Raw genomic sequence first — 21,235 nt, 5'->3', positions numbered from 1 at the left:
ATGGCGGCCGGTTTCGCGACGGAGGTGTTGCCCGCCGCGCGTGGGCATGCGCGGTTCGTGCTGCGCCGTCCCGGGTTGTTGTTGTCGCTGGTGGTGTTCGCGCTCGTGTTGCTCGCGGCGCTGTTTCCGGGGCTGTTCACCGACGGCGATCCGCTGGTGGGCACGCCGCGGGAGAAGTTGCGGGGGCCGAGTGCGGAGCATCTGTTCGGCACGGATCAGCTCGGGCGGGATTTGTTCACCCGGGTGGTGCACGCGAGTGCGTTGTCGTTGCGGGCGACGTTCGTGGCGGTGGCGGTGGCACTCGTGGTGGGCGGGGTGCTCGGGTTGGCGGCCGGGTTCTTCGGCGGGTGGTTGGACGACGTGGTGATGCGGGTGGTCGACGTGTTGCAGGCGATTCCGCGGTTGTTGTTGTCGCTGGCGCTGGTCGGCGCGTTGGGCTTCGGTACCACCAAGGTGGCGATCGCGGTGGGGGTGGCGGGCGTCGCGGGCTTCGCCCGGGTGATGCGGGCCGAGGTGTTGCGGGTGCGCTCGTCGGTGTACGTGGAGGCGGCGCGGGCGAGCGGGGTGCGCTCGGGCGGGATTTTGGCCCGGCATGTGTTGCCGAATGCGTCCGGGCCGGTGTCGGTGATGGCGGCGTTGGAGTTCGGTATCGCGATCCTGTCCGTGTCGGCGCTGAGCTTCCTGGGTTTCGGTGCGCCGCCGCCGACGCCGGAGTGGGGCGTGCTGGTCGCCGACGGGCGCAATTTCGTGGCCACCGCGTGGTGGTTGACGACATTTCCCGGTCTGGTGATCGCGGCGACGGTGTTGTCCGCGAATCGCATCTCGCGGGCCTTGGACGGAGAGCGGAGGCAGGATCGATGAGCGGGACGGTGCGGGGCCCGGTCGGGGGCCGGCAAGGGGTCGGGGGCGAAGTCGGGTCGGGTGGTGCGGGTCGGGTGGCGGACTCGGGTCGGGTTCCCGATGCGGGTCGGGCGGTTGCTGTGGAGCGGGGGGTGGGCGTCGGTCGGGTGGCGGGGGCGTTGTCGGTGGTGGAGGCCGCGGGTGCCCCGTTGTTGGACATCCGGGGGCTGCGTGTGTCCTATCGGACCTCGAGCGGGCCGGTGGACGCGGTGACCGCCGCGGACCTGACCGTGAACGCGGGCGAAGTGGTGGCCGTGGTGGGCGAGTCGGGCTCGGGCAAGAGCACCACCGCGCATGCGGTCGTGGGCCTGTTGCCGACCGGTGGCCGGGTCGGCGCGGGGCGGGTGTTGTTCGAGGGCCGTGATCTGCTGACGCTGCGTGAGCGTGAACTGCGCGAGGTGCGCGGTCGGTCGATCGGGTTGATCCCGCAGGATCCGATGCTTTCGCTCAACCCGGTACGGCGGGTCGGCGATCAGGTGGCCGAGGCGCTGATCGTGCACGGCTTGGCGGGCGGCAAGGAGGCGGCCGAGCGTGCAGTGGCCGCGCTCGGCGAGGCGGGCCTGCCCGAACCCGCCACTCGGGCGCGCCAGTTCCCGCACGAGTTGTCCGGCGGCATGCGGCAGCGGGTGTTGATCGCGATCGCGTTGGCCTGCCGGCCCCGGCTGGTCATCGCGGACGAGCCCACCAGTGCGCTCGATGTCACCGTGCAGCGGCGGATTCTGGACCACATCGACGAGCTCACCCACGCGCACGGCACCGCGATGTTGCTGATCACCCACGACCTGGGCGTGGCCGCCGACCGCGCCGCGCGGGTGGTGGTGATGTCGCGGGGCACGGTGGTCGAGCAGGGGCCTGCGGCGCGCATCCTGAGCGATCCCGAACACCCGTACACCCGGCAGTTGATCGCCGCCGCGCCGAGCCTGGCCAAGCGTCGCGAGCGGCCGCGCCCGGTGCGGGAACCGGTGCCGCGGACCGAGCCGTTGCTCACCGTGACCGGGCTGGTCAAGGAGTTCGCGCTGCCGAAGACCAAGGGGGGTGCGCGCACGTTGCGCGCGGTGGACGACGTCTCGTTCACGGTGCGCCGCGGTGAGACGTTCGCGCTGGTCGGCGAGTCCGGGTCGGGCAAGTCGACCACGGTGCGGATGATCCTGGGTCTGGAGGTGCCCAGCGCGGGCCGGATCCTGATCGAGGGGCGGGAGGCGACCCGGCCCGGGCGCGCCGAGTTGCGTGCCCTGCGCCGGCGCATGCAGTTGATCTACCAGAACCCCTACGCGTCGCTGGATCCGCGCTTCACGGTGTCCGAGATCGTCGAGGAGCCGCTGCGCGCGTACCGGGTCGGCAGCCGGGCGCAGCAGCGGGCCCGGGCGGCGGCGTTGATCGATCAGGTGGCGCTGCCGGCGGGTGTGCTGCGCCGTAAACCGGCGGAGTTGTCCGGTGGGCAGCGGCAACGGGTGGCGATCGCGCGGGCGTTGGCGTTGGAGCCGGATCTGGTGGTGTGCGACGAGCCGGTGTCCGCGTTGGACGTCTCGGTCCAGGCGCAGATCCTGGAGTTGCTGAGCGGGCTCCAGGACGAGTTGGGGGTCGCCTACCTGTTCATTTCGCACGACCTCGCGGTGGTGCGCCGGATCGCCGACCGGGTGGGTGTGATGAAGGCGGGTCGGCTGGTGGAGAAGGGCGGTTGCGAGCAGGTGCTCTCGACGCCCGCGCACCCGTACACGCGCGAGCTGATCGCGGCCATCCCCGGGCGCCGGCGCCCGCAACCGTTGGGAGCGGTGTCATGAGGTTCGCGGTGTTCACTCTGGGTGCCAATGCCCCGCATGCGATCACCGGGCGGCGTGCGCCGGCGCACGAGCAGTTGGCGGAGCTGGTCGAAACGGCGGCGCTGGCCGAGGAGTTGGGTTTCGATGCGTTCGGGGTGGGCGAGCGGCACGGCGAGCCGTTCCTGTCCTCGGCGCCGCCGGTGATCCTGGCGGCGGTCGCGCAGCGCACCTCGCGCATTCGGCTGTTGACCACGCTGACGGTGATCAGCGTGCTGGATCCGGTCCGGGTCGCCGAGGACTACGCGACGCTGGACCAGTTGTCCCGGGGCCGGCTGGATCTGATGGTCGGCAAGGGCAACGATCCGCGGCACTTCGGGTTGTTCGGGCTCTCCGAGGACGACCAGTGGGAGTTGCAGGAGGAGAAGTTCGAGCTGCTGCGCCGGTTGTGGAGCGAGGAGAAGGTCACCTGGTCCGGGCGTTTTCGCAGTCCGCTGCACGAGGTGACGACCCATCCGCGGCCGTTCCCGCGTCCGCGGGGGCGGCCTCCGGTGATCTGGCACGGCAGCGCGACCAGCCGGGCGTCCACGGAGTTGGCGGCGAAGTGGGGTGATCCGCTGTTCACCGCGAACGGCTTCCATCCGATGGCCAAGTACGCCGATTTGATCGAGCACTATCGCGAGCGCTGGGCGGCGTACGGGCGCGACCCGGCGGACGCGGTGGTGGGCTCGGGCGCGGGTGGCTGTTATGTGGCGCCCACGTCGCAGGAGGCGCTGGCGCGGTATCGGCCCTACTACGACGCGTTCGCCGGGTCGGCTGCGGCGCGGCACAATCGTTCGCCGTTCACGTCGTTGGAGGACAACATCGCCAACGGCCCGGCGCTGGTGGGTAGTCCGGCGCAGATCGTGGACAAGATCGGGCGCTACCACGCGGCCTACGGGCACCAGGTGCAGGCGATCGGGACGGAGGGGCTGGACGGGGCGGAGCGGCGGGCGGTCCTGGAGTTGTTCGCGGGCGAGGTGGCACCGGTGCTGCGGGCCGCGCTTCCCTCGCGGGTTTGGGAGCAGGTGGCCTGAACTCGGCGTTGAAGGCGGGGGTTTGGGGGCGGGGGTGGGGCGATCTCGGCGCGGCCGGGGTGTCTCCGGCCGGGTCGGCGAGTATCCGGGCCGGGTGGGCGGGGCCTTGCCGGGTCGGCCGGGTGTGGTGGGGGTCGGGGGCGGGTCGGGCCGGGTGTGGGCGGCGGCGGGCGGTTGCGTCCGGGCGGGTCGCCTCCGGTTGGTCGGGGCCGCTCGGCCGGAGTCGGGTCGGTCGGGTCCGGTCCGGGTCGGTCGGTGGGGTGTGTGGATCGGTGTAAGGCTCTTGCGGGGAGGTGTCCCGAGCGCGAATAATCCGAGCCATGGACGGCTGCGTGTGTCACGCGGGCCCCCGCCCGGGACTGCCGAGGGCGCGGGTCCTGATCGCCGTCCATCTCCTGATTCGCCGACACATCGACTTCCTGCGCGTGTGCAGCGCGAGTTGTCGCTCGGTCTGAGTTCCACGCCACCGGTCCGCCCGCATCGGGGTCGGATCGCGCCGTGCCGTGCCGCCTCGACCGTTGCCACACTCATGACCTGCGCGAGGGAGACCCGTATGTCCACGACACCCCCGAAGGCCGCCGGACCGATCGACTTCCGCACCCACGGGCGCTACCGCGTCCGCCACTCCGGATCCCCGCTGCCGGGCCTGGAGACCATCCGCCCGCCGATGCAGCGCTTCCGCGGCCGGATCGGCGCCGGTTTCCGTGCCGAGGCCAACCGCTACCACCTCTACCTGTGCCTGGCCTGCCCGCGTTCGCTGCGGGTGGCCATCACGCGCGACCTCGCGGGTCTGGGCGAAGTGGTGGGCACGTCGCTGGTGGATCCGGTCCGGGACGGGCGCGGCTGGGCGTTTCGGGACGGGGACGGCCACGGCCTGGACCCCAACGGCGGGTTCGCGTTCCTGCGCGAGGCGTACGAGGCGACCGAGTACCACTACGACGGCCCGGTGAGTGTGCCGGTGTTGTGGGATCGGTGGAGCGGACGCATCGTCAGCAACCATGCGCCGCACATCCTGCGCGACCTGGCGACCGGATTCGGCACCGGCCACGCGTTGTATCCGGCGGAGCGGGCCGAGGAACTGTGCGCGTTGGACACCCTGTTCGAGGAGGATGTCACCGATGCCGCACAGCGGGCCGGGCGGGCGTCGGCGGGCCCGCGTCGGGCCGAGGCGATGGGCATCGTCACGGCGACCCTGGCGGTGGCCGAACGCCGGCTCGCGGCCCGGCCGTTCCTTCTCGGTGACACGCTCACCGCGGCGGACGTGCAGTTGTGGACCACGCTCGTGCACCTGGACGCGGTGCACAAGCGGCACCTGGACGCCCAGGACGTGCACCGGCTCGCGGCGCATCCGCATCTGTGGGCGTACGCGCGGCGGTTGAATCGCATCCCGGCGTTCCGCGACAACCTGCGGCTGGACCACATCGCCCGAAACCACCGGAGCCACTGTCGTGGCCCGGCGGCGTCGGGGGTCTCGATCGCGCTCAACGACTGGAGCTGATCTCGCCGGCGCGGCGGTGTGGGGCCGGGAGTGCGCGCACGCTCCGGTGTTCGGTGCTCACACCGCCACGTCGGCGCGCTGTGCGCCGGCCGGGCGCGGCTCCGGCAGGTGCAGGTGTTCGCGCAGGGTGGTGCCCTCGTATTCGCCGCGGAAGACGCCGCGTTCCTGGAGGATCGGCACCACCTGGTCGACGAACTCGTCCAGGCCGGCCGGGGTCAGGTGCGGGACCAGGATGAAGCCGTCGCTCGCGCCGTCGCGCACGTGCACCTCCATCCGGTCGGCGACGTGTTCGGCGGTGCCGATGAACGTCTGTCGGGCGGACACCTCCACGACCACCTCGCGCAGGCTCAGCCCGCCCTTGGCCGCCGCGAGTTCGCGCCAGGTGCGGGCCAGTTCCAGCGGGTCTGCCCCGGTGCGGACCCGGCCCCGGGCGATCGAGGTGCCGTCGGTGACCGGGTCGAAGTCCGGGAGCGGGCCGTCCGGGTCCAGGTCGGACAGGTCTCGGCCCCACACCTGTTCGACGAACTGGATCGCGTTCTGTGGGCTGACCTGCTGTCGACGGATCCAGGCGGCCTTTTCCCGGGCCTCCTCGGCGGTCGTGCCGATCACCGCGGTGACCGCGGGCAGGATCTTCAGCTCGTCCGGGCTGCGCCCGTGCCGGGCCGCGCGGCCCTTCATGTCCGCGTAGAAGGCCCGGCCGGCGTCGTATTCGGCGTGCCGGGAGAAGATCACGTCCGCGTGCGCGGCGCCGAATTCGCGGCCGTCCTCGGAGTCGCCGGCCTGGATCAGCACCGGCCGCCCCTGCGGGCCGCGCGGCACGGTGAAGCGGCCCTCGATGGCGAAGTGCCGTCCGTGATAGTCGAATCGGCCCGCGTCGGGCGCGGCGAACACGCCCTGCTCGGCGTCCGCGACGTGCGCGTCCGGGGCCCAGCTGTCCCACAGCGTGCGGGCCGCCTCGACGAACTCGATGGCCCGCTCGTAGCGTTCCTCGCGCGGGAGGAAGCCGCCGCGGCGGAAGTTCTCCCCGGTCCAGGCGTCCGGTGAGGTGACCACGTTCCAGGCCGCGCGGCCGGCGCTGAGGTGGTCCAGCGAGGCGATCTTGCGGGCGAGTTCGTACGGCTCGTTGTAGGTGGCGGTGGCGGTTGCGGCCAGTCCGATCCGGTCGGTGACCGCGGCCAGTGCGGCCAGCACGGTGAGTGCGTCGGGGCGGCCGGCGACGTCCAATTCGAAGATGCGGCCGTGGTGTTCGCGCAGGCGTTGTCCCTCGGCCAGGAAGAAGAAGTCGAACCTGCCGCGCTCGGCGGTGCGCGCGAGGTGCTCGAAGGAGTCGAAGTCGATCTGGCTGCCCGAGCGTGGATCGCTCCACACGGTGGTGCTGTTGACGCCGGGGAAGTGCGCGGCGAGATGGATGTGGGTGCGGTGGTGCCGGGGGGCACGGGACGAGGGGCTGCCGGGGTGTGGGCCGCCGGGGTGCGAGCTGCGGGACGGGGTGCCGCGCCGGTGGTCGCGGGGCGGCTGCGGGTTGCCGGGTCGGGGCATCGGTGGCTCCTCAGGTCCGGGCGTAGCGGTTGGCGGGCAGCGACAGGCCCAGGTGTCCGCGCAGGGTGTCGGCGGTGTACGCCTGTCGGGCCAGGCCGCGTTCGCGCAGGATCGGCACCAGGTCCTCGACGATCCGGTCGAGGTCGTAGGGCAGTACGCCCGGGATCAGTGTGAAGCCGTCGACCGCGCCGCCGACGTACCAGCCGGCCAGGCGGTCCGCGAGGGCCTCGGGGGTGCCGGTGAAGCCGAGCCCGCCGGGGACCGGCACGTCGGACCGTGCGTCCAGGAGGCTGCGTTCGCGACGCGCATCCGCGTCAGTGGCGGCCAGGTACACGGTGATCTCGGCGAGTACCCGCAGTTCGCCGGGGTCGCGGTCGTTGCCCTCGGCGATGGCGTGCGCGCGCTCGCGCAGTCGGCGGGCCTCGTCCGGTCCGGACGCGTCGACGAAGAGCACGTCGGCGAAGCGGGCGGCGATCTCCAGCGTGTCGGGGCCGTCCACGGTGATCCCGATCACCGGCCGGCCCTGCGGTGGGCGCGGTGTGATGGAGGGGCCGCGGACGTCGAAGTAGGTGCCCTCGAAGTCCACGTAGTGCAGCTTGTTCCGGTCCAGGAACCGGCTCGTGGCCATGTCGCGGATGATCGCGTCGTCTTCCCAGCTGTCCCACAGCCGGCCGACCACGTCGACGAATTCGGCCTGTTCGTCGGTGAGTTCACCGGCGGGGGCGACCGGTTTGCGGCCGAAGTGCCGGGCCTCGGCGGCGGTACGGGAGGGCTGCGGCCACCAGCCGGCGCGGCCTCGGCTGACGTGGTCGAGGGTGGCGATCGAGGTGGATACGTGGAACGGCTCGGTGTGGGTGGTGGTCGCGGCGGGGATCAGGCCGATCGAGCCGGTCGCCGGGGCGAGCCGCGCGGCCACCGAGACCGCGTCGAGGCGGCCCGGTATCCGGGCCGACGGTGGGCCGAGCGAGTCGTCGAGTCGGACGAAGTCGAGCAGGCCGCGTTCGGCGGTGCGGGCCAGCTCGACCCAGTAGCGCGGATCGAACAACTCTGCGGGGCGGGCGTGCGGCGAGCGCCACGCGGCGGGGTGGCGGCCGGCGCCGTCGAGCGCGACACCGAGGTGGAGGTGGCCGGTGGTCATGCGAACTCCCTTGTCATACGGGTGGGTCGGCCCCCGGCCGGGTCGGCGGGCGGGTGCGCCGACCGGCGCGGGTCAGGCGACGGCGGCCAGGCGGCGCAGCCGGGCGGAGAACGCGTCGGCGAGCTCGTCCAGCGGCGCGATGCCTTCGGCTTCGATCCCGCCCAGGGCTTTGATCCCGACCTGGGCGGCCGTGATCCCGACCTGGGCCGTGATCCCGTCCTGGGCATCGGGCCCGCTCTGGGCGTCGATTCCGCCCCGGGCTTCGATCCCGCTCTGGGCTTCGATTCCGCCTTCGACGGAGACGAACCGCTCGTGGACGAACCAGCCCTGTGCGACGTGGTCGGCGCCGAGCGAGGTGAGCACCGGGCGCAGCGCGTAGTCGAGTGCCAGGACATGCGCGGGGGTGCCGCCGGTGAGCACCGGCAGGATCTCCTTGCCGCGCAGCGCGAACTGCGGGAGTACGTCCAGGAACGTCTTGAGCACGCCGCTGTAGGCGGCCTTGTACACCGGGCTGGCGATCACCAGGGCGTCGGCCTCGGCGACCCGGGCCAGTGCGGCGCGCAGGTGGGGATCGGCGAAGTCGGCGTGCAGCAGTGCCTGCGCGGGCAGGTCGCGCACGGCGAGGGTGGATACGTCGTGTCCGTCGGCGGCCAACCGGGCGGCAACGTGGCGGGCGACGACGCCGGTGCGGGAGGTCGCGGAGGGGCTGCCCCATACGGTCAGGACGGTTGCCATGGGTTACCTCGGTTCGGGGGTGGTTCGGGTGGTGGTTCTGTCGGTGCTGCGGGTTCTGCGGATTCTGCGGGTGGCGCGGGGTTCTGCCGGTTCTGCGGATGCGTCGGGTTCTGCTGGGGTTTTCCGCGGACTCTTCCGGGGCTTCGGCAGGCTCTTCCGGGGCTTCGGCAGGCTCTTCCGGGGTTTGTACGGGCTCTATTGGGGTTCGTACGGGCTCGATCGGGGTTTCCGTGGGTTCGACTGGGGTTTCGGTGGAGTAATCAGGGGTTGTCCAGGGGCTGCCTAGGGGTGGTGCCATCGGCGACGGGCTGGTAGTGCCGAGCAAGCCGAAGGCGCCGGTGGGTCGTGTGGGTTGTGTGGGTTGTGTGGGTTGTGTGAGTGCTGCGGGCCGTATGAGTGCTGTGGGGCGTGTGAGTCGTGTGGGTTGTGTGGGTCGCGTGGTTGGCGTGTAGCGCAGGGTTGCCGGGGTGATCGGCCGCGCAGGGAGGCGACTTCGACGGGAGATCTCCTCCTCGCCGCCGTCGGCTCGGCTCGGCCTCCTCGATCTCCTCGGTCCCGTCGGCGAATTCAGGCCGACGGAGGGCCGTCCACGACGTATCGGGCGGGTGTGATCGGGTCGTTCGAGGGGATCCCGCTCGACGGGGAGACCGCTCCCACCGGCCTAGCGGTCGGATGCGGCATGCGGTCGGCGAACGGTCGGTCCGGGTGCGGTGACGTACCGGGTACGCGTGGCATGGCCGGGCTCGGCGGTTCGGCCCCGATCGAGGGAACGCCGACGGCGCGGCCTGGCCGCGCGCTTGGGTCAGCTACAACAGGCGGCGCTGGTGACGCGGCCGAGGTCGATGTGGAGGCGGGCGGACAGCAGCCAACCGGCGGCGGACATGACCGCCCCGTCGCTGTGTCGCGCGTGCTGCGCCACCGGGATCCCCTCGCTGGGCCGTGGCGGAGCGCCACGGCTGGATGCTCCGGAACTTAACGTGCCGGGCGGTGCTCGGTCAATTGCTCGAAGCCGACCGTGCCGGTCGGATCTCCGGCTTCGACCCGCACGGGGCCGGACATCGGGTCAGCTCGTGTGCGGCCCACGCCCGGATTCTCGTGGGCCGCGCACGCGCACTTCACCGGCGTCGTACCCGGTTCGGCGAAGGTCAGGACAACGGGACCAGGCTCAGGTCGTCGACGCGGATCCAGGGGTCGGCTCCCTGGTCCCAGGTACCCGCATAGACGTCGATGCGGTCGAGATCGCCGGTGTCGAAGGTGAGTTCGTGGTAGGCGTAGCCGCCCGAGGCGCCGGTGGGCAGTTGTGTCTCGGCGATGATCGCCCCCTCGCTCCAGCGCATGGCGCCGAAGTACGCCGAGGCGTTGGTGCCGCGTTGGATCCAGGCGCCCAGTCGATACCGGGTGTTCGGTTTCACGAAGACCGGTTGCACGATCTTGTTCCAGCCCGATCCCTGAGCAGGCCAGATCCATGCCTCGTTGGTGCCGCTGCGTGCGAACCCCAGGCTGATGTCGGCTCCGGTGCGTCCCCTGGACCACCACGGGTGCTGCAGGAAGGCGGTCGCCTGTCGTTCCACGCCCGAGTCGGCGACGAGGTTCACGCCACCGGTGTCCGGGGTCAGGCGCACGAGGTCGATCCCGGCGGCGCTGCCGGTGGACGCCCCGTTCCGGCCCGTGACCGTGTAGGTGAGCGTGTGCGGTCCCGAGGTGAGGTGCCGGGTGCCCTGATGCGCCCGGGTGGTGCTCACGGTCGGGTTGTAGGTGTCGGTCGGGCTCCCCAGGAGGGCACCGTCCAGGCGCATCTCCAGGATGCCGAAGTCCGGTGCGACGGTGAGATACTGCTCGATCTTGAAGTTTCCTTCGGTGGGGACGTCGAAGGCGAGGCTGCCGGTGCCGGTGCCGTTGGGCAGGTATGCCTGGGCGTTCTTGGACCAGGTGATGCCGCAGCAGTTGGACTGCGTCGTGAATCCGCCGCCGATGTGCGTCTCGGCCTCGACGCGGATGCCGCCGGAAAGGTCGGCCGGGGCCCTGAAGTTGAACTGTTGCGGCGCCGGGACGATGTTGCCGGGCCAGATCATCAGGTCACCGTCGGCGGTGAACGACCACAGGTCGGGGGGCGCGTCCGCGGTGATGTGGCCTTCGGTGGACACCACGGGGTATCGGCTCTCGCCGAGGCCGTAGCCGATCTTCAATCGGGTGGTGTGGTCGCCCAGTCCGGTCGGGTCCGGGCTTCCGTCCGCCTTCTTGCGGCTCGCGTACTGGAAGAGATCCCCGGTGTCCAGGTTGCGGGCCCACAGGTCCGGGATGCCGTCACCGGTGTTGTCTCCCGGTGTGGACAGCGTGTAGCGCTGCCAGTCGAGTGCGCCGATCAGGGTCGGGCCGGCCAGGCTCGCGGGGTTGGTGGTGCTGCGGAAGAGCCACAGTTGGCTGCGGTGGGTGCCGGTGCCGTCGTCCTCCGCGGTGATCAGGTCGGTGCGGCCGTCGCCGGTGAGGTCGCCGACGGCGAGGATCTGTTGTACTCGCGACCAGTCTTCGGCGTAGGTCCCGCAGACGCCCGTGCAGGTGAAAGCCGGTGGGCGGGTGACTGCGACGCGGTTGGCGGCGGAGAAGTACTGGTTGTCGTTCGCGGGCAGTCCGGGCGTCGGCACGCCGGCGGACAGGCTGTTGCGGTAGACGGCGAGCTTGGAGTTCGCCGGGGTGCCGTCGTCGCGCTTGTAGGCCCACAGTTCGTCGGTGCGGATGCCGTTGCCGGTGCGGTGGCTGGTGGCGACCTTGCTCCAGCCGGTGTGGTCGGCGTTCAGGTCCGGCGCGTTGGCCGGGTTGGAGACGAGCAGGGGTCCGCTGTCGGTACCGCTGTCGGTCCGGTAGAGCTGGAGGTTGCCGTTCCTGTCGGGCAGCACGATGTCTGGGGATCCGTCGCCGGTGATGTCCCCTGCCACGCTGGGCGCGTCCGGGTTGTCGGGCACGTAGAAGGTGTACGTGTTGGCCTGGGAGCGGTTGCCCGCCCGATCGACGGCCTGGACGACGAGCAGGTTCGTGCCCCAGCCGGTCGGCGTCCAGTCGTCGATGGTCAACGAGCCGTCCGCGGCGGGGAATCTGCTGGTTCCGCCGCCGCCGATCGGCAGGGTGTCGTTGAAGGTGTATTCGTAGTGGTCGATGCCGCTTCCGGTGTCGCCGGAACGGAAGGTGAACGAGCCGCCGGGTTGGCCGACCCGTTTGCTCGACGCGGGCACCGAACCGGAGGGCGGGTAGTCGGTGGACTCCACCGTCGGTACGGCGGGCGGGGTCAGGTCGACCGAGAACGAACAGCCGCGCGCGTACCCGCCGGGCAGTTCGCCGTCGCCCGCCTGCACGTACCAGTCGTAGGCGTGTCCGTCCTTCAACACTCCGGGGTAGTAGGCGACTTCGTGCCCGTTCGGGCCGTATCCGATCCAGCCGGAGTCGGCCAGACTCGAACCCTCGCTCAGATCCCAGAGCTGGAAGTGGCCGTCGACGTCGTGTCCGTCGGGGTCACCGATGTTCGCCGCGAGCCGTATGCCTCCGGTGGCGGGGTTGGTCGCGCCGACCCAGCCGCAGTCGCCGCGCGTGGGGTTCTTCGGGGCAGGGGAGACCGTGAGGTTCCAGGGGGTCGCGGGCGCGGTGTTGTACTCGATGTACAGCGAGGCGTCCTTGGCGAATCGTTTGAAGGCGATGTTGCCGGCGGTCCTGGATTCGTTGGCGCGCAGTCCCAGGGTCACGTCGCTCCAGCCGGCGCGGGCGGCGATTGGGCCGGTGACGTCGTAGTCGACGAGGCGGTTGCCGCACCCGGATCGGCCGGCGCCGGCCACGTCGAGAGTGCCCCAGTTCTCGATCGTCCCGGGCTGATTGTTCCAGTTCGTACCTGCGTCGACGGCGCCCGTCAGGTACAGGGTGACCGGGTAGGAGTCCGAGCACGACGCGGCCGCGGAGTACGTTTCGGTGGCGTAGAAGTGCGCCACTCGGATGGTCTTGCCGGGAAGGTCGACCGGCATGCGCCAAAAGGCCCGTTCGAGGCCGGTCGTGGAGCGCCACTGCTGGTATCCGACGCCGGGGTTGAAGTCGGTACGGCCGTACCCGGGGGTGGTGGGGTAGGCGCTCTGGACCCATGTGTAGAGGTTCGATCCGCGCCATATCGGGATCCAGGCCGGGTCGATGTACACGGGAAAGACCGTGTCCGGTGCGGTGAGCAGCGAGTGCTCGGGGGTCAGGGTGATCGAGTCCGGTGTCACCGCGGCGTCCAGGGGCGCGCTGCTGGAGGCGGCGCCCGGGTGCTCCGGGGCGGGTTTCGCGGCCGGGTCGCCTGCGGGATCGGCGCCGGGGTGGGTGGTGGGATCGGTCCGCGCCGCCTGGGCGGAGGGTGCCCGCGGGGGTTGGTTCCCGGCCGGCGCGGCGGTCGTCCGCGAGTCCCACATCATCGGGGCCGGTGCGGCGAACACGGTTGTGCCGTCCGGCCCTTGCGCGGTGAGGTTGCCGTGCGCGTCTTCGGTGACGGTGACCCCGGTGGTCTGTGTGCCGAGTTTCAACGAGGCCAGCCGTGGGTCCTTGGCGGCTTGGGCGCTCTTGACCACCAGGACTTGGGCGAAGCCACCTTCCTCGGTCGCGGTGACGCGCAGGTCCACCTCGGGGAGTACCTCCGGGTAGGTCGCGCTCGCTCCGTCCAGGCGTGGTGCGGGCAACGCGGTGGGCCAGGTGATGGCCAGGCGTTTTCCGTCCCGCGTCAGCGTGGCCAGGGGTGTCGACCCGCCGCCGGAGAACGAGACCCGACTGCTGGTCGCCCTGGGTTCCAGCCTTCCGCTTCCGGTGACGACCAGTGTCGCGTCCAGGTCGACCCAGGTGCCGTCGCGGCGGACCCGGACCGGGGAGGTGGTGCGCGTCAGGCCGATCGTGCCGTTCGGGTTCGCGACGGCGGTATCGGTTTCGGTGGTCATGGACGCGATGGGCACGGGCGTCCCGGTGCGTTCGGCCTGTCTGGTGGCCGCCGCGATGGCGGCGTCGGGGCCCTCCGCGGTGCCGTCGGCGTGGGCGGCGGGCGCCGCCAGCACGCCGGCGACCAGGCCGCCGATCACAGTGATGGCCGCTGTTTTGGCGGCGGTGGACGACCGTGTGCGGCCGAGACGCTGTACGCCCCCCATGGGCGCTCCTTGGGTGTCTTGTCGTAGCGCGCAGGACATGTGGAGACCGCGTTGCTGCGCGCGGACCGTAACCGCGGCGAGCCGCTCTTTACAACCGCTCGGGATGCGGTGACGTGGATCACATCCTGCGACGGCCGGAGATCATTGTCGCGGCGCGTGGGTGATCCGCTACGAACCAGGGCTCTACACAAGGGACTTGTTCGTATCGAGGCGGCATCAATCGGACCGTCCACGGGCGTGATCGCCGGTTTGGGCGCTGTGACGCAGTTCATAAGATCGACAGAGCGAAGTCTTCCGTCACGCAACGTCAGGTTGCTAGGTTTCGCGGGTCTTGGATCCAGCGGGCTCTATCCGAGGTCAACGGGGGCATGCCGTGACGGCATCGTCGGGTCGTTCCAAAACCTTCGGGCGCAAGGCATGGCGTATCCCCATCGTCCTGGTGGGTGTTCTGGCGTTGGTGGGCCAGGCGTCCGCCGCGGGCGCCGCCGGTTGGCAGCCGAAGGATCCGCGTGTGTGGTCGCCCCGCGAGTTGGACAAGACCGCGGCGGTGGGTGGTCGCAACGCCCCGGCACCGAAGGTCGTCCCACTGCGCGGGGACGACGCGCCCGCCTGGCAGCCGGGTGTGATCGCCTGGCCTTCGGCCGCCGAGGCCGAACTCGACGTGGCCGTGGGGGCCGTGGCCGGTCCGGCCGCGAACGGCTCCCCGTTCACGGCCGGATCCCCGGCGGTGGCCGCGGCCAAGGCGGCGGGAGTACCGGTGTTCGTCGCCCCGGCGATCGAGGGCGCGATTCCCGGCCGGGACCAAGCCGTCGGTCCGGCGGGGCGGACCGCCTCGGGGCGGGTGCGGGTTGCGGTCGCGGATCGAGCGGTGGCCGAACGGGCGGGAATCCCGGGCTTGTTGGTCTCCGTGCGCGCCGTCTCCGACAGTGCCCGCGCACCGGTGGCGGTCGGCGTGGACTACTCCGCGATCCGCGATGCGTTCGGCGGGGACTGGGCCTCGCGGATGCGTCTCGTCGCGCTGCCCGGCTGCGCGTTGACGACCCCGGAGCGGCCGGAGTGCCGGAGGCAGACGCCCCTTCCCTCCGCGCGCAACGATCTGGCGGCCTCCAGGGTGATCGCCGAGGTGGACCTCGCACCCGCCTCGCCCGCGAGTGTCGTCGACCGCGGCGCGGGCGCCGGCTCGACGGGCGATGCGGTGGTGCTCGCCGCCACGGCGGGCGCGGCCGGCCCCAACGGCGATTACAAGGCGACCTCGCTGGCGCCGACCGGGACCTGGTCGGTCGGCGGCAACTCGGGTGATTTCGCCTGGAGTTACGACATCAATGTGCCACCCGCCCTGGGCGCGGCGCCCAAGGTGGACATCGCCTACTCGTCCGCGGGCATCGACGGCCGCACCGCCGCGAAGAACGCGCAATCGTCCTGGCTGGGCGAGGGTTGGGATTTCGATCCCGGCTACATCGAGCGCAGCTATGTGCCGTGTACCAAGGACGGCCGACAGGCGACGGGGGAATCCTGCTGGAGTGCCCGGCAGCAGGTGACGATGTCCCTGAACGGCCGGTCCACCACGCTCGTCAAGGACGACGCCACCGGCATCTGGCACGGTCAGGACGAGGACCGCTCGCGGATCGAACTGCTCACCGGGGGCGGCAACGCGGACAACGACGGCGAATATTGGAAGATCACCACGGCGGACGGCAGCCAGTACTACTTCGGCAAACACCTCAAGCCCTCGGGCCCGGCCGCCGCGCCGACCGACTCGACGTATACCCGGCCGGTGTACGGCAACAACCCCGGCGAGCCGTGCTACAACGCGGACTTCGCCCAGGCGTGGTGCCCGCAGGCCTGGCGCTGGAACCTGGACTACGCCGTGGACGTGCACGGCGGCCTGATCACCTACTCCTACGCGCCGGAGACCAACCACTACGCGCGCAACCCGGACGACGCCCATCCGGACGGCACGCTCACCCCCTACGTCCGCGGTGGAACCCTCGCGCGGATCACCTACGGTTCCAAGCTCGCCGACACCACCGGGCCCACCGCCCAAGTCCTCTTCGACACGGCGGAACGCTGCCTGCCCAAGGCCGGTGTCACGTGCGCCCCGGGCACCTTGACCACGGGCACGGCCGCGAACTGGCCGGACGTTCCGTTCGATCAGAATTGCGCGCCGACGGGCGCCTGCAACCGCAATTCGGCGACGTTCTGGTCCACCAAGCGCCTCGTGGGCATCACCACCCAGGTCCTGAAAGGCAGTTCGGCGACGACCGTCGACGAGTGGAGGTTCGACCAGGACTTCCCCGATCCGCAGGACGGTTCCGGGCCCACCCTGTGGCTCAAGTCCGTCACCCGCACCGGATACGACGGCCCGAACAACAAGATCACCCTGCCCGCGGTGGACTTCACCGGGCAGTTCATGCACAACCGGGTGGATGCGGCCGGCGACAACGCGCCGCCGCTCAACCGTCGCCGGGTCACCGGCATCACGTCGGAGACCGGGAATCAGGTCGCGGTCGGCTACGCGACTCCCGAGTGCTCCCCCACGACGGTGCCGAACGCGGACGACAACACCAAGCGTTGTTATCCCGTGTGGTGGAACTACGACAACGTCGCCGATCCGGTCAAGCACTGGTTCCACAAGTACGTGGTCTCCGAGGTGACCGAGACCGACTCCACCGGGGACACGCCGCAACGTTCCACCCGTTACGAGTACGTCGGCGGCGCCGCCTGGCACCGCGACGACTCCCAGCTGACCGAGCCGAGGGAGCGTACCTGGGACCAGTTCCGCGGCTACGCGACGGTCGTCGTCCGCACCGGCACCGCGCCCGCCGCGATCTCCCGCACCGACACCACCTACCTGCGCGGTATGGACGGCGACTACCGGGCCGACGGCACGCGTCGGTCGGTGACGGTCACCGATACCCAGGGCGGATCGATCACGGACCTGAACGCCTACCGCGGGCGTGAACGCGAGTCGGTGACGTTCACCGGGGACGGCGGCAGACGGATCTCCAGCAGGGTCGACACGCCGTGGGTCTCCCCGGTGAGCGCCCGGCACGTCATCGGATCGGGACTGCCGGACGTGACCGCGCAGACCGTCAGGACCGCCCGGGTTGCCACCGTGTCGGAGAAATCGGACGGCAGTTGGTGGAGTCTCTCCCAGACCACCACGTTCGATCCGGTGTATGCGGTACCACTCACCGTCTCGGACCAGGCGGACGGCACCGCCGAGATCTGCACCACGAAGACGTACGCGCACAACACGGCGGCCAACATCCTCGCGCAGGAGATCGAGGCGATCGCGGTCACCGGGCCCTGTGGCACCGCGCCCGGAGCCGGATCCACCGTCTCGCACACCCGAACGCTGTACGACGATCTGGCGTTCGGCCAGGTCGGCGCGTTCGGCGAGACCACCACGGCGCAGACGGTCGACGCCTACAACGGCGCCGTCCCCGCACACACGGTCGACGTGACCACGGCGTACGACGCCTACGGGCGACCGGTATCGGTCAAGGACGCGCTGAACAACGAGACCAGGACGGTGTACACCCCCGCTGCCGGGTCGGTGCCCACCGAGGTCAGGACGATCGATCCCAAGCGCTTCGAGACCGCCAAGGTGCTCGCGGGAGCGCGCAACCTCCCGGTCAAGAGCCTGGACGCCAACAATCGGGTCACCGAGCAGAGTTACGACGCGCTGGGGCGAACCACCGCGGTGTGGCTGCCCGGTCGCAACCGCGGCGCGGGCGACTCCGCCAACATGACGTTCGATTACGCCCTGTCGAAGACGGCCCCGACGAGCATCACCACCAAGACTCTGCGGGCGTCACGCAACTACACGTCGTCGATCAAGATCCTCGACTCGTTCCTGAATGAGCGCCAACTCCAGGAGTCGGCCAGGAACGGCGGCGCCGGACGTGTGATCACCGACACCTTCTACGACTCGCTCGGGCGTACCGCCAAGACCAATCAGCCCTACTACACCGGCGGATCGCCGTCCACCACCCGCTACATCGCCAATGACGACGAAGTCCCCGGCCAGAGGGGGTTGTTCTACGACGGCCAGGGCCGCCGGACCGCGGAGACGTTCTCCTCCAAGGGGATCGAGCAGTGGCGCACCACGACCACGTATCCGGGAGCGGATCGCACCGACGTCGTCCCGCCCAAGGGCGGCACGGCCACCAGCGCGATCGGCGATCCCCGGGGCAGGATCCGCGAGTTGCGCCGGTACCAGGACACCACACCGGCCGCCACCGGCGCCTACGAGTCGACGTGGTACACCTACGACGCCCGGGGCCAACTCGACACGGCCAAGGACCACGCGGGCAACACCTGGTCGTACGACTACGACCTGATGGGGCATCAGACGCACGCGGTGGACCCGGACAAGGGCGTCACCGACACCACCTACAACGCCGTGGGGGCGGTCACCTCGGTCACCGACGCACGCGGCTCGACGCTGACGTACGCCTACGACGAGATCGGTCGCAAGACCGCCGTGTTCGCGGGCGCCGCGGCCCCCGCGAACCAGCTCGCGTCCTGGTCCTACGACCGGCTCCTGAAGGGAGTGCCGGACGGATCGGTGCGCTACGTCGGCGGGGCGAACGGCTCCAAGTACGCCACGGAGACCACGTCGTTCGACGCCGGATACCGGCCCACCGGCACCCGGGTGACCATCCCCGCGGTCGAGGGCGCGTTGGCCGGCACCTACGACGCGTCCTCGGTCTTCGAACCGATCGAGGGCCTGCCCTACTCGTCGACCCGTCCCGCGATCGGCGACCTCTCCGCCGAGACGGTCTATTACGCGCACAACGGTGGCGGCGACCTGGTGTCCGTCGGCGGCCTGGCGGACTACGTCAACTGGACGGAATACGACCCGTTCGGTCGACCGCGGCGCATCACCTACGGCGACGTGCCAAAGCAGGTCGCCTTCACCCGGGTCTACGACGACGCCACCGGGCGGGTGTTGCGCAGTCTGCTGGACAAGCAGACCGCCACGACGACGTCGGTGGACGCCACGACGTACACCTACAAGCCGTCCGGCGATGTCACGTCCATCTCCACCTCGCGCGAGGACGGCAGCGTCGACCGACAGTGCTTCAACTACGATCACCTGCAGCGACTGACCCAGGCATGGACCGACACGGGGATCGTCACCACCCGGCCCGGCCCCTCCGTCCCCGGCATCGGGGGCTGCTCCACCACGACGCCGACGGGCGCGAACGTCGGCGGCCCGGTGCCCTATTGGCAGGACTTCGAGTACGACGGCACCGGTAACCGCGCCAGGCTCGTCGAGCACGACCCGACCGGCGCGGCCGGTACGGTGACGACCTATCAGAGCCCGACCGCGGGCCAGGCCAAGCCGCACACCGTCGGCTCTGCCGGCATCACCGGGCCGGCCGGCAGCAGCACCCGGACTTGGACCTACGACGCCGCCGGCAACACCATCTCCCGTCCCGCTCTCGACGCCGGCACCCAGGCACTCACGTGGGACGCGGAAGGTCACCTGGCGAGCGACTCCACCACGGTCGGCGGGCCGGCCAAGACCAGCAGCTACGTCTACGACTCCGAAGGCAACCGCCTCATCCGTCGTGACCCCGGCAGGACCACCCTGTATCTCGGCTCCGACGAGATCACCCTGACCATCGCCGACAACAAGGTCACCGGCCTGCGCAGCTACGCCACGCCGGACGGCGGTCCGGTCGTCGTCCGCGAGGGGGGCAAAATCTCCTACCAGGCCGTGGACGAGCACGGTACGGGGACCACCAGCCTCGACGCCGCCACCCTCGCCACCGCCCGGCGCGACCTGAAGCCCTTCGGCGAACCGCGGGGCACCGCCCCCGCGCCCGGAACCTGGGCCGGCGACAAGGGATTCGTCGGCGGAACCGCCGACTCGGCGACCGGACTGACCCACCTCGGCGCCCGCGAGTACGACCCGGGCACGGGCCGCTTCCTCAGCGTAGACCCGGTGATGGACCTGTCCCGCAGTCAACAGATGCACGGATACCTGTACGCGGGCGGCAACCCCGCCACCAACAGCGACCCGACCGGCCTGGACTACTGCCCCAGCAGCGAGTGCAACCACTACGACCCGAACGTGATCGCGACGCTGCGGTACGAAACGCACGACGAAGCGGTCGCGACCGTGGAGAACCACAGGCGCCAGGAGGACGCGCTCGGTATTCCCCGCAAGGCGAGCACGGTGAAGTACCGCCCGCGCCCTGCCGCCGAGCCGCCCGCGCCGCCCGCCGCGCCCAAGCCGCCGAAACCGAAGAAGTGCGGACGGTTCGATCTCGCCTGCAAGGCGTCCAAGGCGATCGACAAGGTCTCCGACAAGGTGAAGTCCGAGGTCCAGGAGTGGAAGGACGAGTGGAAACACAAGCTCGTCAACCTGGGCGTCGGGATTTTGGCCGCGACCGGTACCGCCGCATGTATTGCCGCGGCATTCTGCGGCGTGGGGCTGTTCGTGGTCGGGGCGAGCTATCTCTATGTCATGGGACTGGAGGCGCACATGGCGGTTGCCACCCCCGAGGAACGAAAAGCGGGGCCGGTTCCCTTCATGCTGGGAACGGCCAAGGCCGAGGCCAAGGGAATCATCGGCGGCACCTTGTTCGGACGCGGTCTGATCGGCGGATTCGTCAGGGGTCCGCAGGAGAAATGGGTTCCCCGAGCCGCGAGGTGGGGCGGCAAGCCACCGATCCTGAGTGGTGTTCCGCGCGGCGAATGGCGGAGCACGGTCACTGGCGCGATCAAGAGCCTGTGGTCTTAGGATGGCATGGCCATGCCGGGGTCGGTGCGCGCGAAAGGCTCGAACGTGGATAAGGAAAAATGCTCCACATCGGACCACATCGGGCTTGAATATGCCCGGAAGAAAGGGCTCGAACCGGGGGCGGTCCGGTGGTCCGGTGTCTTCCGGGATTCGATCTACGGAATCGTCGTCAGCGTGATTGTGACGGTGGGCATCGCCGCGTTGTTCGGCCCGATTCCGGCGGGCGGATTCCTCGGTCTGATGGTGCTCCTGGAATTGTTGTCGCTGATCTGGCGACTCGTTTCGGGACATACGTTCGGATGCTCCGCGAAGTTGGCCACGTTGACCGTGTTCCGGGTGTACGACTACGTGTTCTGATCCGTCCCGCGGACGGGTGCTCCGGTTCTGTCGCGGCCACGTGTTCCGGTCCGTCGCGAGGTCTCGGGCGGCTCGAGCCGCCCGGCGGGCACAGGTGGCCGTTCGCGTCGGATGGCGGCGGTGCCGATCGTGATCGGGGCGGGTCGACGTCCGCCCCGGCGCGAGGGTCCGAGCCGGGAGTCGAAGCCCTGTGCGGTCATTCGACGTTGACAACTCGTCAGGCGGCTCCGTAGCGTCGACGTCGTGAGCCCCGACCTCTTCCTCGTGTCGTGCCGCCCCATCGACCTGTGTCGTGTGGCCGGCGGGCTGTGTCGTACCCGCGGCTGATCTC

At 70.6% G+C, this 21,235-nt stretch carries 10 protein-coding genes; 6 read left to right on the top strand and 4 right to left on the bottom strand.

Features of this window, described 5'->3' with window-relative positions; genetic code table 11:
* The 4 genes from ACFZBU_RS04300 to ACFZBU_RS04285 all read left to right on the top strand — a co-directional run bounded on the left by ACFZBU_RS04300 (window position 1) and on the right by ACFZBU_RS04285 (window position 5,231).
* A complete protein-coding gene (locus ACFZBU_RS04300) occupies window positions 1-861 on the top strand; it encodes an ABC transporter permease (RefSeq protein ID WP_391581952.1) in 861 nt (286 codons plus the stop codon).
* 131 nt (window positions 862-992) lie between these two features.
* Window positions 993-2,681, top strand: a complete 1,689-nt coding sequence (locus tag ACFZBU_RS04295; RefSeq protein WP_391581951.1) for a dipeptide ABC transporter ATP-binding protein — start codon at window positions 993-995, stop codon at window positions 2,679-2,681.
* Window positions 2,678-3,733, top strand: coding sequence for an LLM class flavin-dependent oxidoreductase (locus tag ACFZBU_RS04290; RefSeq protein WP_391581950.1), 1,056 nt, complete (start codon window positions 2,678-2,680; stop codon window positions 3,731-3,733). The genes ACFZBU_RS04295 and ACFZBU_RS04290 overlap by 4 nt, the downstream gene beginning before the upstream one ends.
* Window positions 3,734-4,286: 553 nt before the next feature.
* Window positions 4,287-5,231 carry a glutathione S-transferase C-terminal domain-containing protein gene (locus ACFZBU_RS04285; RefSeq protein WP_391581949.1) on the top strand — a complete coding sequence of 315 codons (945 nt, stop codon included), beginning with the start codon at window positions 4,287-4,289 and terminating at the stop codon, window positions 5,229-5,231.
* A 57-nt stretch (window positions 5,232-5,288) separates the two neighbouring features.
* Here ACFZBU_RS04285 and ACFZBU_RS04280 read toward each other — a convergent pair whose 3' ends face one another.
* The 4 genes from ACFZBU_RS04280 to ACFZBU_RS04265 form a co-directional block, all read right to left on the bottom strand.
* Window positions 5,289-6,770 (bottom strand): NtaA/DmoA family FMN-dependent monooxygenase, encoded by a 1,482-nt coding sequence (locus ACFZBU_RS04280; RefSeq protein ID WP_391581948.1) that lies wholly within the window; start codon window positions 6,768-6,770, stop codon window positions 5,289-5,291.
* A gap of 10 nt (window positions 6,771-6,780) precedes the next feature.
* On the bottom strand, window positions 6,781-7,908 hold the full coding sequence (locus ACFZBU_RS04275; RefSeq protein WP_391581947.1) for an LLM class flavin-dependent oxidoreductase: 1,128 nt from the start codon (window positions 7,906-7,908) through the stop codon (window positions 6,781-6,783).
* Window positions 7,909-7,980: 72 nt separating this feature from the next.
* Entirely contained in the window at window positions 7,981-8,643 is a 663-nt protein-coding gene (ssuE, locus tag ACFZBU_RS04270; RefSeq protein WP_391581946.1) for an NADPH-dependent FMN reductase, read from the bottom strand.
* Window positions 8,644-9,788: 1,145 nt separating this feature from the next.
* Entirely contained in the window at window positions 9,789-13,787 is a 3,999-nt protein-coding gene (locus tag ACFZBU_RS04265) for a hypothetical protein (protein ID WP_391581945.1), read from the bottom strand.
* Window positions 13,788-14,226: 439 nt separating this feature from the next.
* Here ACFZBU_RS04265 and ACFZBU_RS04260 point away from each other — a divergent pair, with 439 nt between their 5' ends.
* The gene (locus ACFZBU_RS04260) at window positions 14,227-20,547 is read left to right on the top strand and encodes an RHS repeat-associated core domain-containing protein (protein ID WP_391581944.1); all 6,321 of its coding nucleotides are present in this window, start codon (window positions 14,227-14,229) and stop codon (window positions 20,545-20,547) included.
* A 174-nt stretch (window positions 20,548-20,721) separates the two neighbouring features.
* A complete protein-coding gene (locus tag ACFZBU_RS04255) occupies window positions 20,722-20,904 on the top strand; it encodes a hypothetical protein (RefSeq protein WP_391581943.1) in 183 nt (60 codons plus the stop codon).
* The last annotated feature ends 331 nt before the right edge of the window (window positions 20,905-21,235 follow it).

This window comes from Embleya sp. NPDC008237 (genome assembly GCF_042956465.1).
GTDB lineage: Bacteria > Actinomycetota > Actinomycetes > Streptomycetales > Streptomycetaceae > Embleya.
This window is presented reverse-complemented; position numbering and strand designations above follow the sequence as displayed.